Annotated in this window: 14 protein-coding genes; 4 read left to right on the top strand and 10 right to left on the bottom strand. The window is 48.2% G+C overall.

What is annotated here, in order from left to right:
- Positions 1 to 36 precede the first annotated feature (36 nt).
- From AY555_RS10555 to AY555_RS10525, 9 genes are all read right to left on the bottom strand, one after another.
- Positions 37 to 1800: an efflux transporter outer membrane subunit gene (locus tag AY555_RS10555; protein WP_066137119.1), complete on the bottom strand. Its 1764-nt coding sequence runs from the start codon at positions 1798 to 1800 to the stop codon at positions 37 to 39.
- 139 nt (positions 1801 to 1939) lie between these two features.
- Positions 1940 to 2284, bottom strand: coding sequence for a RidA family protein (locus tag AY555_RS10550; protein WP_066137117.1), 345 nt, complete (start codon positions 2282 to 2284; stop codon positions 1940 to 1942).
- Positions 2285 to 2465: 181 nt separating this feature from the next.
- Complete coding sequence (locus AY555_RS10545; RefSeq protein ID WP_066137115.1) at positions 2466 to 3758, bottom strand: hypothetical protein; 1293 nt, start codon at positions 3756 to 3758, stop codon at positions 2466 to 2468.
- A gap of 388 nt (positions 3759 to 4146) precedes the next feature.
- On the bottom strand, positions 4147 to 5325 hold the full coding sequence (locus AY555_RS10540; RefSeq protein ID WP_066137113.1) for a ribosome-inactivating family protein: 1179 nt from the start codon (positions 5323 to 5325) through the stop codon (positions 4147 to 4149).
- A gap of 62 nt (positions 5326 to 5387) precedes the next feature.
- Entirely contained in the window at positions 5388 to 5693 is a 306-nt protein-coding gene (locus tag AY555_RS11865; protein ID WP_156483409.1) for a hypothetical protein, read from the bottom strand.
- Positions 5694 to 5709: 16 nt separating this feature from the next.
- Entirely contained in the window at positions 5710 to 6045 is a 336-nt protein-coding gene (locus AY555_RS10535; RefSeq protein ID WP_066137111.1) for a hypothetical protein, read from the bottom strand.
- A gap of 17 nt (positions 6046 to 6062) precedes the next feature.
- The gene (locus AY555_RS10530) at positions 6063 to 7286 is read right to left on the bottom strand and encodes a ribosome-inactivating family protein (protein WP_167798479.1); all 1224 of its coding nucleotides are present in this window, start codon (positions 7284 to 7286) and stop codon (positions 6063 to 6065) included.
- 547 nt (positions 7287 to 7833) lie between these two features.
- A complete protein-coding gene (locus AY555_RS11860) occupies positions 7834 to 8187 on the bottom strand; it encodes a hypothetical protein (protein ID WP_156483408.1) in 354 nt (117 codons plus the stop codon).
- 174 nt (positions 8188 to 8361) lie between these two features.
- Positions 8362 to 9171 (bottom strand): oxepin-CoA hydrolase, alternative type, encoded by an 810-nt coding sequence (locus AY555_RS10525; RefSeq protein WP_066137107.1) that lies wholly within the window; start codon positions 9169 to 9171, stop codon positions 8362 to 8364.
- A 312-nt stretch (positions 9172 to 9483) separates the two neighbouring features.
- Between AY555_RS10525 and AY555_RS10520 the strand changes: the two genes are divergently transcribed.
- Positions 9484 to 10242, top strand: coding sequence for an SDR family oxidoreductase (locus tag AY555_RS10520; RefSeq protein ID WP_066137105.1), 759 nt, complete (start codon positions 9484 to 9486; stop codon positions 10240 to 10242).
- 46 nt (positions 10243 to 10288) lie between these two features.
- On the opposite strand, the gene AY555_RS10515 is transcribed toward AY555_RS10520, so the two are convergent.
- A complete protein-coding gene (locus tag AY555_RS10515; protein ID WP_082812205.1) occupies positions 10289 to 11800 on the bottom strand; it encodes an aldehyde dehydrogenase in 1512 nt (503 codons plus the stop codon).
- A 200-nt stretch (positions 11801 to 12000) separates the two neighbouring features.
- Between AY555_RS10515 and speB the strand changes: the two genes are divergently transcribed.
- The 3 genes from speB (at position 12001) to AY555_RS10500 (ending at position 15842) form a co-directional block, all read left to right on the top strand.
- Entirely contained in the window at positions 12001 to 12978 is a 978-nt protein-coding gene (speB, locus tag AY555_RS10510) for an agmatinase (protein WP_066137103.1), read from the top strand.
- Between the two features lie 3 nt (positions 12979 to 12981).
- Positions 12982 to 13701, top strand: coding sequence for a type 1 glutamine amidotransferase (locus tag AY555_RS10505; protein ID WP_066137101.1), 720 nt, complete (start codon positions 12982 to 12984; stop codon positions 13699 to 13701).
- 809 nt (positions 13702 to 14510) lie between these two features.
- Positions 14511 to 15842: a helix-turn-helix domain-containing protein gene (locus tag AY555_RS10500; RefSeq protein ID WP_066137099.1), complete on the top strand. Its 1332-nt coding sequence runs from the start codon at positions 14511 to 14513 to the stop codon at positions 15840 to 15842.
- Positions 15843 to 15890 lie beyond the last annotated feature (48 nt).

The following is a 15890-nucleotide window of genomic DNA, read 5'->3' as shown; positions in this document are numbered from 1 at the left end:
TGTTCTTGGGTAGTTTCATGCTATGGGCCTATTATTCTAATCTACTTTACAGCGCAGACCCGTCTTGCGTAGCCTTTGGCAAGCGGCTTCTGCCTTGTCTTTGTCGGAAAACCCACCAAGGCGGGCCCGGAACCAGTGACGCTGACGTTTCCCCTTTCTCAGTTTTCCTGTTTCCTTTGGCCACAACTTGACCGTTTCTGCATCTACAAGGCGTTCGCGGGTCAGGCGGCGCCACAGAGCATCCAAGGCCGGTTTCTCGTATAGGCCTGCGAGGACAATCAGATATCCCTCCGGTTTCTCATCTGTGTCCAGCATGATCCCCGCAGGAATGGCGGGTCTTTTTCGTGCCAGCGCGGGTAGGGTTTCTTCGACTGTCAGGCCACCTCCCAAGGCGGAGAACAAGTCAATAACATACCGCGCTTGGTCAAGGCGGGCCTTGTGGATCTCATCCTGATCCCGCCGAAAGGTTCTTTCTGTATCGAGAAGAGTCATATAGTCGCTGGCACCAACAGTATATGACTGCTGGCTGAATTCCCAAGCAGTTCGTGAGGCATTCAGAGCTGCTTCTTGCGCCTTGTATCGCAGGGCACTGAAATAAATTCCCGAAAGGGCATCTTCAACGTCCCGCACACCATCAATAAGAGCTTGGCCATAATTCTCGATTAATTCTTCATGGCGTGCCTTTGCCAGATCGATCTGGCTGCTACGCTTGCCATAGTCAAACAAGGTTGCCGTCAGATTGGCCGCCGCATTCCACATCAGGGTGTGTGGCCTGAACAGCGTGTCCATCGTCTTGCTTCCTGTGTTGCCGCCAGCTGAAAGGTCAAGGGAAGGCAAGAGCCGTGCGCGGGCTGCATCGATATCGGCTTCCGCAGCAAGGAGTTCGGCCTCGGCTGCTTTTATGTCGGGGCGCAACAACAAAAGTTTTGGTGGTATGGCGGGAATATCTGCCGGGATAACCACATCACTCAGGCTGCTGGCAGAAAGGGGCAATTTGTCCGGTGTTGTACCGATCAGACGTGCCAAGCGATGAACAAGCTCTGCCCTTGCTAGCTCAAGAGATGGGATGGTGGCCCGCACGCTGCTGACAGCTGCTCGTTGTTGTTGGACTTCTATACCGGATGCATCCCCTTCCTGCTGACGCTTCAGAACAGAGGCAAGCAGTCTGTCTAGCGCTCGTTCAGTGTCAACAGTAACGCGAACCCGGTCGCTCATGGAAAGATATTCCATCCATGTACGAACAACCGATGCAACAACAGTTCGTTTGGTATTCTCAAGGTTGAAGGCTGCTTGCCATATCCGTCGACCAGCTGCTTCGGCAGCGCTGTTGCGTTCACCCCATAGATCAATCCGCCAATCAACGCGGGCCCCAATGCGGAAACTTCGTTCTGAGCGAGGGTTTCCGCCTTTTGGAACCGATCCAAGGCCATCAAGGGGGCTTTCAACATTGGCCTGCAAAGGCGCTGTCAACACGGGCAATTCGTCAGCATAGATTGCTGCGGCGCGTGCTCTTTCCTGTTCCAGCTTGTAGAGCGCAATGCGAATATCGTGGTTTTGCTCTAGGGCATGATCAACCAGCTGGTTTAGTTCTTCAGAATCAAAAAGAAGCCACCACTCAGGAAGAGCTTCGTCCACAGGTACAGGAGCTGAGGCTTGGCGTGCTGTATCACTGATAAAGGTAGTGGGCAGGGGAATGTCCGGGGTTTCACGGTCACCGCCCGGAAGGGCGCACCCGGACACAAGCAGAGGAAATACAAGACAGCAGACAGTCCGTGCATTCCCTGTATATCCAAGCCACATTATTCTTGGTTCCCGATATCATTTCTGTATGTCAGCCGCGGTCATTATCTGGAAAAACATTTTTTCTGCAAGTGAAGGCGTGCCTCGGATCTAAACATAATGCGATGATATCAGCATTGCAGGGGGGTACAGTATTTTATTATCGTGATGCTGTTACAATAATCTCAACAAGATATTCAGGCGTTGCCAGACGTGATTCCCCGGTTGCGCGCGCGGGGGCATATCCTTCTGGTACCCAAGCATCCCAGATTTGGTTCATTGCTTCAAAGTCAGTTATATCCGCGAGCCAGATCTGGGCAAACAGGATCTTGTTTTTGTTGCTACCCGCCAGTGCAAGCAGCCGGTCAACCTCCGCCAAGGCCTGGGCTGTTTGTTCAGAAACGGTATAGCCCGGTTCACCGACCTGTCCTGACAAATATATTGCATCTCTATGGATAACGGCCTGACTCATGCGTTGGTCTGTTTCAATGCGGACAAGGGACATGTGGTATGATCCTCTGCAGGGTCTGGTCTGTTATTCATATATGAATCCCGCAGGTGTAATACGTTCACTATGCGTTGGTCTATAGTGAACCGGATGTGAGGGGTGATTGATGTATCCTTATTCAGACAGGATACCCCGGCACACGATGTGATGCCGGGGTACGTAACTTTAGGCAGAGTGCCTAGATTGCTTTGATATAAGGTTTCGCAAGCCCATGAATGGGCAGCGATGGCACAGAGAAATATTCGTTTCTGTCGTAGCGTCGTTTAATCGTATCCTGGAAGGCAGGCAGCGCAATCAGGGCAGCTTCTGTCCCTGCTGCCAGCAGCTTTCCTTTGGCGCATGCAAGGGCATAAACAGAAACGCTGTGGAATGCAGCATCAAATGTTGGAACAAATGTCCAAGTTCTTCCATCTTCTGATGCAGCCAGCTTATTTGGCCCATAACCAGCAACAAGAAAAAGATTTTTGTTTTCAGCAATAGGCGCACACAGGGTAGAAAAAGCTCGCTTCAAACCCGTATTATACCCTGACCAAGTGCGTCCGTCAGTCGATATTGCAACCATGCCATTATCGCTGGCGGCAAGAAAAATGCCCTTCTTGTCGCCTGTTTGCCCCCATGTGACGGAGCGGACTTGGAAATCGGCATCAAGTCCGGCGTCTGTGTTCGAGAAGGCGGTCCATGTGATCCCATCATGAGACATGGCAAAGCGGCCGCCCCAGTCTCCGGCAACAAACAGTCCTTCCCCCGTGTCTGTATAGCCCCAGGTTAATGGATTACCTGTGCTTGAGTCTGACCCAATGTGGCATCTTGTAGGCGCAGTCCAGTGGAGCGCATCCTGCGATGTTGATGCGTTCCCGAATGAGTCCAGAACAACCAAGATATGACGGTCGGGATCAAAAGCGATGCCCTGTATGACACCCATCAGGCCTGTGCCCCGCCGCGTCCACAACACACCATCCGGTGATGTTGCCAGAGTACCATCACGTCCACCTGCAACAAATGTTGAGCGCCCGTCCGGCAGTGAGATCCAGAGTAGATCATACACCCAACTTTCCCCGAAGATATCTCTGGCGGCAGGTTGCTCTGTCCAGAATATCCCGTCGAGTGATGTTGCGATAATTCCTTGGTATGCGCCCCGATGATAGCGCATGCCCGTTGCAGCCAGAACGTTTTCCCCTTCTGCTATCGTGTATATTGTCCCTTCGTGAAAGATATCGGCTGCATTGCTTTGCTGCCACAGTGTTGGCAGGAGCTGCCCTGCTTGCCTAGATGTATTCAGCTCTAGGGAGGTAATATAGTCTGCCAGAGACGTCCATTCCTGCCGTTTGTAAATGCCTCCGTCTGCTGGTAGCCAGTCTGGTGTCACAGGTTTCAGCGACCAGCGTATATCGCCGACATTCCACGGGTTATTTTGTCCTGTGGTTCCATTTATATTTTTATTTTGATAATAAAGATCTACAGATTTTCTCATTTTTTCTCTCTTGTTCGTTCCCAATGAATATTTTTATTGTTCCATGTGCCATCTTATTATCGCAATGCCACCCGAATGTGGGTGCTCAAGCGACATGCCGGTTCTAGGTAGTATTTCATAAATTCGCTCTCAGGGTCATGGTGGAGCCAAGAGGAATGTACTCTAGTCAACGATGTAATCGGGAGTTCTGATGCGACAAAGCGGTTATATTTCTGCCTTGGAGGAGATCGTTTATTTTGCGAATTCTCTTCCATGTCCATCCGCATGTTTACATGCCGATAAATTTTAACGCATACAATAATATTTTTTAATTTATGAATTACAATTTATATTGGTTGGTGGCTTTGGTGTTGTAGCCACCAACCGTTTCATGCAATGGGGGATGAAACTATTTGTCTTCTAGAATGGTAGAAATAATCCCAAAGCCACGGGTTCTGTCGAAGTAGGTATTGCCAACGCGCACCAGCATTGTGGAGCAAAAATCATCAGCAAGGTCAGAAAAGTAACTCATAATAGAGTTTGTATCACGCGGTGCGCGATGATGGCCGATGCGGGATGGGCAGCTTCCTCGGCGATTCAGCGTCCACCGGCTGGAGAGCGCAACAGCAAGCACCGCGCGCCAGTCCATTCCATGGTCGCTCATGCTGGAGGCAATATAAAGACGTGATCCGTAAGGGCTATTTCTGCTGTGAGAAAGCTCCAGGCGTGGTGAACTTTCACGGCTGCTGCTGTCCAAGGACATTTGTGACCCGAAGTCACTGAGTGGGCGCCAGCTGTTTGTGATCAATGCCTCGTCTTGTGTCATGGTCCATGTGCGGCCACTGTCAAAGCCGGCGTCATGGATGCTCTGCGACAGATTGTGGAATCGCATGCCTTCAAAATAGGTTACGATAATCCGTAGAAGTGCACGAGCAACGTCAGAGGTGCTGTCTTCATCGTCATTGGCAGCGTTATGTTCTGCAAGTGTTGCAATGGCCGAGCGTACCGTTCGTATGGAAGAGCGGAAATTGCCGCCATAGCGCCGCATATTGGCTTTCTGCTCCAGATTTGGATAGTCGTAGGACATATTCAAGTTTCTGGCTATGGTGTCCGGAATGGTCAGGTCAAGAGGAATTGCTGAGGTATCGGCAGTCGCATAACGGTACGGTGGCGGTTCATACATTCTGTGGAATACACGATGACCTGGGCGACCGTTGATGAATCCCAAGACGTACAGGTCATTATTGCGCACAACCAAGTCAACTTGCTGCAAAACGCTTCTGTTATCTTCATTCAGGGCTGCCATGGTTACAATTGAATACCCTCTGTCCCGCCGGGTGATGCGTAGGGCCTCCTCACCGGCGCTACTTTGATTCATTGCTTCTTGGGCCAAGGGACTAGGTATTGTTTCCTGCGGTTCCTCTGGAACGGGTGCGATTTCAGTAAGGCGGTCCCTCAGGTGATGTACTTCTTGAAGGTAGGAATGATCGTGAACGGATCCAGCCTCTGCTTGTGCTTCTGCATTGGGGTGCGCAACATAGGTGGTATGATGTATAATGGCGTTCGCTGTATGCGTGAATCCTATCATACTACTGAGAGCGATGCTTATTGGTATAAATATATTTATTATTTTTGATTTATTATTCATTTCTATTGATCCGAATGCAATGTCAGGCTCTTTATCATGTGATTATCACAGTCGCTATGATAGTCTGTTGCACCGCTTATTTTTGAACCTGTGGCCATTGCTAAGAGTAGTATTTTATATTCGGCTCTTCCGCCATCTGTATTAGCGGCATCAATCAATGTATATTCTTTATCTTTATTGAAAAGTTTGAAGTTTATAGGGCCAGCTCCATGAGCCTTAACGCTTTCTACACTTTGATTATAAAAGCAGGCGTGTGATGTTCCGGTTATTGACAGAACTAAAGCCAATGATGTAAGAAATTTTTTCATTATAAAGCCTAATCAATTAAGAATTATATAGAACAATGCTTTTTACAAGAGCATCACTGCATTGGACATCGTCACTATGACCAGTTGCTCGTGTACCGCTGGCCATTGAAAGCATAAGCATTTGATGCATAGACTTTCCACTTGTGGTATTTGTTCCATCAATGAGCTTATAGCGCGTCTCGTTTCCCTCGACTTTGAAGATAACTTCGTTATTCCCATGAACCTTAACAAATTCTATTGGTTTCAATTCAAAGCATGTTCCATATGTTGCGGCATTGGCGCTAGATGCATACAGGGATGACATTGCTGCGATGGAAATGACAGATGCAAATTTAATAATTCTATGACTCATTTTTATATCCAATTTCATTAATTTATAATGTGAAGAGCTGATCCAATTACTTTTTCATAGTATGAATTTCCAATTCGGATCAATGTATTATTTGCCGCATTATTTTCAGTTGGATCCTCGCAAGGGTCTGTATGCAGAGATAAGTCGCGAGGATGGCGCCTGACGGCCGGAGGGCAACTGTTGTGCCTAGCCCGATACCATTGAGTTGCCAAGACAACAGCCGTTGTTCTGTACCATGATTCATGCTGCAAATTGTTGAGGCTGGCAGAGAACCGATACATTCCGCCCTGAGCACGCAAGGCAAGAGTTTGTGTGTTTGTGTCGTTCAATGCGTTAATAGAACCAAACTCTGTCAATTCGCGCCATGCATTGGTGATCCGGGCCTCCCGTGGCGTTACGATCCATTCTTGCCCATTATCGAAACCCGCTTGCTCTATTGCTTGTGAAATGCTGCGAAAGCGTGCTCCTTCAAAATAGGCTACAATGATGCGGAGTATGGCTCCGGCTAGTCTTTTCTGGGCCCTCTCTGCTGTAGAGCCTGAATAATCGGCAAGAGTCATGACTGCAGCACGCAGGGACTGAAGAGAGATATCAAGATTCCCTGAGTAACGTCCTATCCCGGCTGTATACTCCAAGTTTGGGTAGTCATAGTTAAGATCAAGATCTGTTGTTCGATGTGTTGCCCAACGTATGTCTGAGGGATTGCCAAGTGTCGACGGCAGAGCAGGAACATGTGGTTCCCGTCTTCCCGGGGGTGTGCGCAGGCGATAGAAGGTTCTTTGTGTTGAAGGGCCGTTTATGAACCCCATCACATAAAGGTCGCGGTCTCTTACAATCAGGTCAACACTTTGCTGTGCACTTCTGTTATCATTGGACAGGTTCATAAGTGTAATGACAGAATGATTACGGTTTGCTCTTGTGATACGCAGGCTCTCTGGCACGGTATGCACTATCCGTTCCAATGCATGGGATATATGGTTGTTCGTTGTTGACGTGGCCACTGTAGGGCTTGCCTGTACAACATATTCATGAACTGGCAGTGTATCGGTCAGTGCTTCCCGAAGACGCTCTATCTCGTTTGCATAGGTATGTTCTCCAGGATTTGAGATGGCATTTGGGTGTACAAGATAAACATTGTGCGATACTGCTCCCGCAGAATTACACAGGATCAGGCAGGAAAGGGAAATGGTCACATAAGTTATGGCCACTCTCCATGCTGCGAGAATGCGTTCTGTTCCCATGTATGTCATTTTGTATGAAGAACAATGCCTGTTACCATTTCTTGCGAGCCGTCTGAGCCGCGTCGGTAGGCCGTTGCATTGTCTCCTGTGATTAGAGAAGAAAGAATAATATTGCGAACCCCTTTTTCGTCACTTTTATTTATGCCAATTTGATTGGCTAGAGAATTTATACTTTGATTTTAATACTTAGTTTATCATTAATGAATTTAATGCATTTTATTTTTTTGATAGAACGCTTTTTAAGTTATTGGATTTGTTTATTGCACAATTACGCCTTGAAGAAAGATGTATTATATAAATATATTAATAACTCATGGATGATTATTTTTTATCCTTATATTAAAAATAATTTCATACTTCAATTTCTTATTAAATTATAATATACATTATAAAAGTTTTTATTTAAATCAATAATTTAGAGCGTTTATTTATTTCCTTGGCCCACCTTGAGCCAAGGAAAGCAGATGTGATGAAATATCATCTCGCATTGATCGTACCTGATTGCGTGGGATGATGCGTCAATGCGAGATATGCTTAATTCATGGGATCAAGAATCATGCATATTAATAGTCGATACAAAATTACTAGAGCAACTTGAAGTGCCGTATCCGGCTGAAATAGTGTTTCCTGTAATGAGAGATGCAAGCAGTATCTTATAGGCTGCCTGCGTATCTGCGTTGTTTATATAGTTATAGTATTTGAACCAATGATCCCGCACTCTGAAGTGTACGTAATCATCAGTTCCTACCATCACTTCTTTAACAACTTCATCTTTTATGCATGAGCCATTATTATATTCATAACTATTCTTAGACGCAATATCAGCATGCGCTGAGCTTATTGAAAGAATGGATATTCCAGCAAATAATGCAAATATTGATTTCATATTTTTGATACACATGCGATTTAAGTACCTGCAAATATCTAATTCTAATTGTGCGACAAATATACAATTTGCTGGCTTTTTGTCAAATAGTTTATAGTTAATAGATATTATAATGATGTAAATATCCATTAATGGAGATGATTAAGCATTAAAATGAGGTATGAAATTTATTTTTTATATTCATATATATTATGTGTAACGTGGCGCCCTTTTTTCCATAAATGCACGCATTCCTTCAATACTCTCTGGGTGATGCAAGGCTTCGCCAAAGTTCTGGGCCTCCAGATCTAGCTGGGTATCCAACATGTTGTTGGCTGCAGCCTGTAGAAGCTTTTTCCCTCTCTCCATCGCGCATCTAGGACCAAGTGCAATGAGCATGGCAAAGGTTCGTGCAGCTTCTGTTACTTCGCCGTCAGGAACCATCTGCCGGATCAGGCCGTAGCGATCAAGTTCGCGTGCCCATATCGGTTCTCCCAGAATGACCAGCCTAGAAGCCAGTGCGTGAGGTAACGACCGTGTCAGGAACCATGATCCGCCGCCGTCTGGGGTCAGTCCAACTTGGACATATGCCATGGTGAACCGAGCTGTTTCTGAAGCAATGATAAAGTCACATGCCAATGCCATGCTGAAACCAGCTCCTGCGGCATCGCCCTCAATGGCAGCAATAACGGGCACAGGAGCGGATCGAATGGCCTTGATAAAGCCATGGAAGCTTTCAAACGCTGCCTGTGTTCTTTCCTGTGGCTGCTGACGCAATGTGGTCAGCATGCTTAAGTTACCACCTGAACAGAACGTACCTCCCGCACCTGTCAGGATAACGGATCGTATAGAGGTGTCATGCTTGATCTCTTCCAAGGCTTCGCGGCCTTTCTGGAACAGAACCTCCCCGACGGCATTTCGCGTTGCAGGGTCGTGCATGGTAATGACAAGAGCAGAATGCTCGCGCCGGATATCAACGGGAACATCAAGATTAGGTATCTTTGTGGATGGTGTTGTCATATTTAATGCCTCCCCTTTCCCCTGCTAAAGGGGGTGTGATAATAAACGTATTAATGGAATAGAGAAGTCGGTATTTTATGCAATGTATAATAATATCATTTCTGTAGACGATACGGGTGATTCGCAATGAGCGCATCATAGGTATCTATTACTGCCGTTTACATGTTTCCTGCTTCCACTCAGCCTTAATGCACTTTAGGTTGCTGTTCTCCATCAGTGAGACCTGATTTGCAAAGATATCCAGTGTTGTGCCCTTGTCTATCAATTGCTAAGGTCTATCAACTTATAGGATATTCTAAGGGCCTTATATACATGGGAAAAACACTTGTTATTACAGGCGCAACATCTGGCATTGGCCTAACCGCTGCCAAACGTTTTGTTCAGGACGGATGGAAGGTTGTGCTGATCGGGCGCCGTGCGGAGCGTCTAGAAGAAGCGCAATATCAACTTGGTGGTCATGAGTGGGTTTGGCCTTTGTGTGTTGATATCCGGGATTCTGTAGCCATTGAAAAAGCACTGGCAGCTTTACCTGCTCGTTTTTCTGACATTACAGCCTTGGTGAATAATGCGGGGCTGGCACTGGGCATGGAGCCCGCACAGGCCTGTCGTCCTGAAGAATGGCAAACCATGATCGATACCAATATAACAGGTCTTGTTCATGTTACGCATAGCCTTTTGCCTCGACTTGTTGCGGCGGGCAGCCGTGCTATCATTGTCAATATGGGATCTATTGCCGGTACATACCCATATCCAGGCGGGAATGTATATGGTGCAACCAAGGCTTTTGTGCACCAGTTCAGCCTTAATTTACGCACGGACCTGCACGGTACCGGTGTGCGCGTCGCATGTATTGAGCCGGGAATGGTTGAGACCGACTTTTCAAGAGTTCGCTTCCGCGATGACCTCGAACAAGCACGTTCCGTCTATGAAGGAGCCTCTGCCCTTCAGCCAGAGGACATAGCCGAGACCATTCATTGGATTGTCAGCCAGCCCGCGCATGTCAATATCAACCGTATTGAAATCATGCCGACGACCCAGTCCTCTGCGCCTTTGCGGGTTTATCGGGCATAGAAGGGGGGAAACCAGCCTGCAAAGAACACGCTGGTTTCCCCGGTTATCAACGGATCTGAAGCCAAGTTGTCTTCATTTCCGTATATTTGTCAAATGCATGCAAAGATTTGTCACGGCCGATACCAGACTGACGATACCCCCCGAAGGGTACAGTGATATCGTCGGCATCATAGCAGTTTGCGTAAACAACCCCCGCTCTCAAAGAGCGGGAAACGGTGTGTATGGTGTTAACATTGTCACTCCACACGGCTGCAGCAAGACCATAGGGGCTGTCATTGGCAATTCTTACAGCTTCCTCGACACTGTCGATGGTTATGATGGATAGGACAGGGCCAAAGATCTCTTCGCGAGCGATGCGCATGGAGTTATTTACGTTATCAAAAATTGTGGGCTCAATATAACAGCCGCCGTCAACAGGGTTGGCACGTCCTCCTCCTTTGATTACTAGACCACCTTCACGACGTCCCGCATCAATGTATCCCATGACTCGCTCAGTGTGGGTTTCATCAACCATGGCGCCAAGACGGCAGGCCGGATCGAGAGGATCCATTGGCTGCATGGTGTCGGCATGTGCCAGAATCATACCTACAACTTGGTCCTTGATGCGTCGGTCGATAACAAGACGGGAGCCTGCCGTGCACATTTCCCCCTGATTGAAGAAAATGGCTTCTGCTGCAGCTCGGGCGGCTTCATCCAGTACAGAACAGTCGCTCAGAATGATATGGGCCGATTTGCCACCACACTCCAGCCCGACTTTCTTCATGTTGGAGCGACCCGAATATTCTAGGAAATGTTTGCCAACTTCTGTGGAGCCAGTGAAGAAAACCCCGTCAACGTCCATGTGAAGACCTAAAGCCTTGCCGGCAACGGTTCCATAACCGGGTACCACATTGAACACCCCCGCAGGAATGCCGGCTTCTGCTGCCAGAACAGCAAGCCGAATGGCGGTAAGGCTGGACTGTTCTGCCGGCTTCAGGATAACCGAGTTTCCGGCAGCCAAGGCAGGGGCGATTTTCCAAGCGGCCATAATCATGGGGAAGTTCCATGGAACAACCGCAGCCACAACGCCCAAGGGTTCCCGTGTAATCAGGGCCAGAGCGGATGTTGGAGCTGGTGCAATCTCGTCATACACCTTGTCGATAGCTTCGGCATACCAGCGGAATGTTCGTGCGGTTGCCCGAACATCACAATGAAGGCTGTCTGTAATGGGTTTACCCATATCAAGGGTTTCCAGCAGCGCCAGCTCCTCACAGTGATGCTCGATTTTCTCTGCAAAAGTCAGCAGGACTCTCTTGCGCTCTGATGGGTCAAGGCCGGCCCATCGCCGATCCTGGAAAGCGGCCCGTGCGGAATCAACCGCTATATTAACGTCAGCAACCCCGCATGATGCAACTTCAGCCAACGGGCGACCGTCGATCGGGCTGTAAGATGTAAGAACGTCTCCGGAAGCCGAATCGGTCAACTTGCCTCCGATAAAAGCTCTCCCTTCTATTCCTCGTGCCAAGGCAAGATCGGCCCGCGTTGCCCAAGTGGCACGATCAAGAATTTGCTTGTTCATCACAGTATCCTTTGTATCCGGCATAGAGCGCCAATCATGCTGACAGTTACGAGTAACCAGAATCCTGTTGGCTGTTGATGCAGTGGGTCGACAAAAACAGGGGCCTAGGTGATGCTTGGTGGGTGCTGTCGCGCCCTGTGGATTGATACTATTATATTCTGGCTGGCCACGAAATATCCGGTCTTGCGGGAAGGAATAAAATGGATCCATGTCAGCCAGTTGGTGATCAGGCTTTTCGCCGGCAAGATCCTTATGGACGGTGGCCTGAGATGACCTATGGTGGTGCCTTGAGTTTTTTGCGGCGCCCCTATACGCGCAATTTGCAGGGCGTTGATATTGCCGTTATGGGAATTCCCTTTGATGGTGCAGTTACCTATCGGCCGGGAGCTAGGCTTGGTCCACGAGCTATCCGGGCTGCATCAGTTTCCTTGGCCGAGCTGAAAGCTTTTCCATTTGGCTTTGATCCTTTTACACGCTTGTCGGTGGTTGATTACGGCGATTGCTTCCTAGATCCACATCATCCGGACGGCATTGTCGGAACGATTGAACGCGAGGCGCGCGCTATTCTGGACACAGGTACGCAACTTGTCAGTCTCGGGGGGGACCACTTTGTGACCTATCCTCTCTTGAGGGCTCATACCGCAGTCCATGGTCCATTGGCCTTGGTGCATTTTGATGCACATAGTGACACGTGGGATGATGATGGGTGTCGTGTGGACCATGGCACCATGTTTGCCCGTGCAGTACAGGAAGGACTGGTGGATGTGGCCCGCTCCGTTCAGCTTGGTATACGGACCCACAATGACCGGGATTATGGTTTTCGTGTCCTGACCGCACCATGGATCCATCGGGAAGGGCCGGGAAAAGCGTCTCAGGTTGTCCGCGATCGTGTTGGTGCTGCGCCGTGCTATGTTACGATCGATGTAGACTGTATGGATCCAGCCTTTGCGCCTGGAACGGGTACCCCTGTTGTTGGTGGACTGTCCTCATCCCAGTTCTTGGAAATTTTGCGAGGGCTAAACGGTCTGAAGATCATCGGGGCTGATATTGTTGAAGTGGCTCCCGCCTATGATGTATCAGACATAACAGCACTGCTTGCTGCAACTGCCGCGCATGACTGTTTATGCCTGATGGCAGCAGACAGGCCTGAATATGCTCCCCCCCGGCAAGAGAGGTGAAGCGTGCACATTGGTATTCTGGAAACCGGACGACCACCAGATGAACTAGTGAAACAGCATGGGTCTTATGCGGACATGATCCGAATCTTTCTGGCCCGTGAAGAACCGGATTGGTCGTTCTCCATCTACCCGGTCATTGATGATGTGTTCCCGGAAGATGTATCGCTCTGCCAAGCATGGATTATCAGTGGATCTCGTCACGGCGTTTACGAGAATTTACCATGGATGGTTCGCCTAAAAACATTCCTTGGGCAGGCCATTACAAAGTCTGTTCCCATTGCAGGGATTTGTTTCGGGCACCAAATCCTCGCTGAGGTTATGGGTGGTGTTGTTCGTAAGTCCGAGCGGGGATGGGGCATCGGTGTCCAAGAGTATATGTTGCAAACCCCCGACTCTGCTGGGAACAGCTTGCAGCTACACGCCATCCATCAGGATCAGGTTGTAGTGTGTCCTCCTGGAGCAACGGTTCTTGCTTCTTCCTCTTTTTGTCCTTATGCGATGCTGGCCTATGGCAACAAAGCCCTCGGAATTCAAGCCCACCCGGAATTCTCTTGTGATTTCGAGGAGGATCTCTTGCTTCTGCGTCGAGGGCGCACCTTGCCTCCGGATCTTGTTGATCAAGCGCTTACTCGTTTGGGGACGGAAAGAGTAAAAGCTGATTCTGCGGCACTTGCCCACCATATCAGCGCCTTTATCAAGGCCGGGATTTGTCAGACGTCATAATGACGGTCCATCAGGCAGAGCCATCATGGAATCGCCGTCTGCATCGGTGTGTACGGTGTATGCATAGATACTCGTATATGATTCCTCCCGCGGTATGCCTGTTTCTACGGTGTGGGTATGTTACCTATAACCTCGACAAAAGGTATATTCATGGATGTGATCATGGGAATATGGTCGGGTCCATCAAGACCATTATCACTTTTTCTCTTATATATCAGATCACTCCATATATTCCTTGAAGGAATAATGTTGGGGTTATCGTGACCATATATGACAAGGCGTTAAGCTCCTGCTTTTTATGAATCGGGGTTATATGTGGGGAGAGTCGGGGTCATAACTTCCGAAAGTCGGGGTTAAACTTCACGTAGGCTGTTTCTCTGTATCCACGATTTGTTATATAAAACAAAGAATTATTCGTCTATTTCGGTGCAGAATATTCTTCCCTAAAACATTTATTAATTTTACGGGGCTAGGTCGTTCAAAGTCCATAGGACGGGTGTGTTATTTCCTACGTTGCACTGGTGCTGCGTTAGCAGCCGGACTTGGGATCATTGCGCAGAGTAGGGAGAAAAAGATGATTCTAGAAGATATATGACGGGTGGTTGACGTCTTGCACACGTCAACCACCCGAAAATCCCCTCACACAAAGCCGCAGACAAAGAGTGCGCTGCATGCTTAATTAGGGTTCACACACCTTCCTTGTAGCACAAGGAAGAGCGGTCAGGTAGCCCCTGTACTGCACGCCCGGTTATGTCAGAACAAAGCAGCCTCTTGGCGTCCTTGCGGAAAAGACGACAAGGAGTTGAGACGTGAGCGTTTCACAATATCGTGGTGTTGCTTGTGCCAAGCCAGCACCAACAGGGCATGTCCGCAAGGCCTATGGCCATTTTGATGCTGCTGCTGCTGTGGCGACTTTCAAGGGTATTCCTGAAGGAATTAATCATCCGAAACAACTCTTAGAGCCTTTCCGCCGTTGTGGAAATCACCTCCCATTTCCCCGTGAAGCGCTATCAACATTGGAGCTTTTGTTTGACTATTCCTCGCCAAAGGATTGGACGTCTGCATGCTCGCCACTTGTTTTTCCAGGTAATGCTGAATTGGCCGGCTGTCTGGGCGTCAGTGAACGTACGATACGCAACCACTTGTCTGCTCTCGAAAAAGCAGGATTTATTTCCATTGAGCGGGGTCCTGGAAACCGTCGTACCCCTCTCAGGGCTGCAGATGGCTCAATTGTATCGGCATATGGAATCAATCTGGCCCCTGTTATTGAGAAACATACAGAGTTTCAATCTGTTGCCCAAGAACTTAAGGCGCAACGTAACAGCTTGAAAAGCCAGAGGCGTTCTATCGGTGCCGCTTTGCAAGATATTCGTACAGCTGTTGATGCATTGGATGTCTTGTTGTGGGAACATTCTGACGATACTTCTCTTCAAAAGGCACTAGACGTAGCCAAGCCCATCCTTTTGCAGTCAGAGCAAATCTTTAACCAGTTTTTACGCCTTTATAACAGTTTTTCATCGGCAACGGCAGAGGAGCAAATTCGTTTTGAGCAGGATATCCTTAACCTCGAAAGAAAAATTACCGATTATGCAGGCCACGTTCATATGTTGACATGGTCATGCATGCATAATTTATATGAATCTGATTCCGGTCACCAGGAAACGAATTTCCACCATATATCTACAAAAGAAAACAAAACAAAAAACAGCTCAGCAAAAAAAGTAGTTAGCCTTACAGATCTTTCCTCTGAACCGCTTTTGCCCTACCTTACAGAAGTAAAACCATTAACGTCTCTTCAGAGGTCACAAACAGACCTTCTTAAGAATTTCTGTACTCCTTTGTCCGCAGTTATTACCTCTCAGTTTCTTGAAAGTCCGGAAGAAGCAAAACCTGACGACTGGTTTCAGGCGGCAAGGATTTTGGCACATCAGTTAGGGGTTTCAGAATGGGCTTGGAAAACAGGCTGTCAACAACATGGTCCTTTACAGGTAACGTTTGCTGTTGCTGTTGCTGCTATAAAACCCCAAGAATACATTTATAAAAGCAGACAAGCTTTCCTAGCAGGGATGCTTCTGCGACCATCAGGGCAGCTAAATGCTCTTGCCAGTTTCCATGCGCTGCGTAAAAGAGAAAAAGTCTGACAGAAAACATACGGGGGCATTGTTCCTTTGTATCCAGCGGGTCATTGT

Source organism: Haematospirillum jordaniae (genome assembly GCF_001611975.1).
Taxonomy (GTDB): domain Bacteria; phylum Pseudomonadota; class Alphaproteobacteria; order Rhodospirillales; family Rhodospirillaceae; genus Haematospirillum; species Haematospirillum jordaniae.
Note: the sequence above shows the minus strand (reverse complement) of the source record. Positions and strands in the feature narration are given on the sequence as shown.

Bases quoted from the DNA above. Each gene is read 5' to 3' on its own strand.
- AY555_RS10555 (WP_066137119.1), bottom strand. From the start codon at position 1,800: ATGTGGCTTGGATATACAGGGAATGCACGGACTGTCTGCTGTCTTGTA.
- AY555_RS10550 (WP_066137117.1), bottom strand. From the start codon at position 2,284: ATGTCCCTTGTCCGCATTGAAACAGACCAACGCATGAGTCAGGCCGTT.
- AY555_RS10545 (WP_066137115.1), bottom strand. From the start codon at position 3,758: ATGAGAAAATCTGTAGATCTTTATTATCAAAATAAAAATATAAATGGA.
- AY555_RS10540 (WP_066137113.1), bottom strand. From the start codon at position 5,325: ATGATAGGATTCACGCATACAGCGAACGCCATTATACATCATACCACC.
- AY555_RS11865 (WP_156483409.1), bottom strand. From the start codon at position 5,693: ATGAAAAAATTTCTTACATCATTGGCTTTAGTTCTGTCAATAACCGGA.
- AY555_RS10535 (WP_066137111.1), bottom strand. From the start codon at position 6,045: ATGAGTCATAGAATTATTAAATTTGCATCTGTCATTTCCATCGCAGCA.
- AY555_RS10530 (WP_167798479.1), bottom strand. From the start codon at position 7,286: ATGGGAACAGAACGCATTCTCGCAGCATGGAGAGTGGCCATAACTTAT.
- AY555_RS11860 (WP_156483408.1), bottom strand. From the start codon at position 8,187: ATGTGTATCAAAAATATGAAATCAATATTTGCATTATTTGCTGGAATA.
- AY555_RS10525 (WP_066137107.1), bottom strand. From the start codon at position 9,171: ATGACAACACCATCCACAAAGATACCTAATCTTGATGTTCCCGTTGAT.
- AY555_RS10520 (WP_066137105.1), top strand. From the start codon at position 9,484: ATGGGAAAAACACTTGTTATTACAGGCGCAACATCTGGCATTGGCCTA.
- AY555_RS10515 (WP_082812205.1), bottom strand. From the start codon at position 11,800: ATGAACAAGCAAATTCTTGATCGTGCCACTTGGGCAACGCGGGCCGAT.
- speB (WP_066137103.1), top strand. From the start codon at position 12,001: ATGGATCCATGTCAGCCAGTTGGTGATCAGGCTTTTCGCCGGCAAGAT.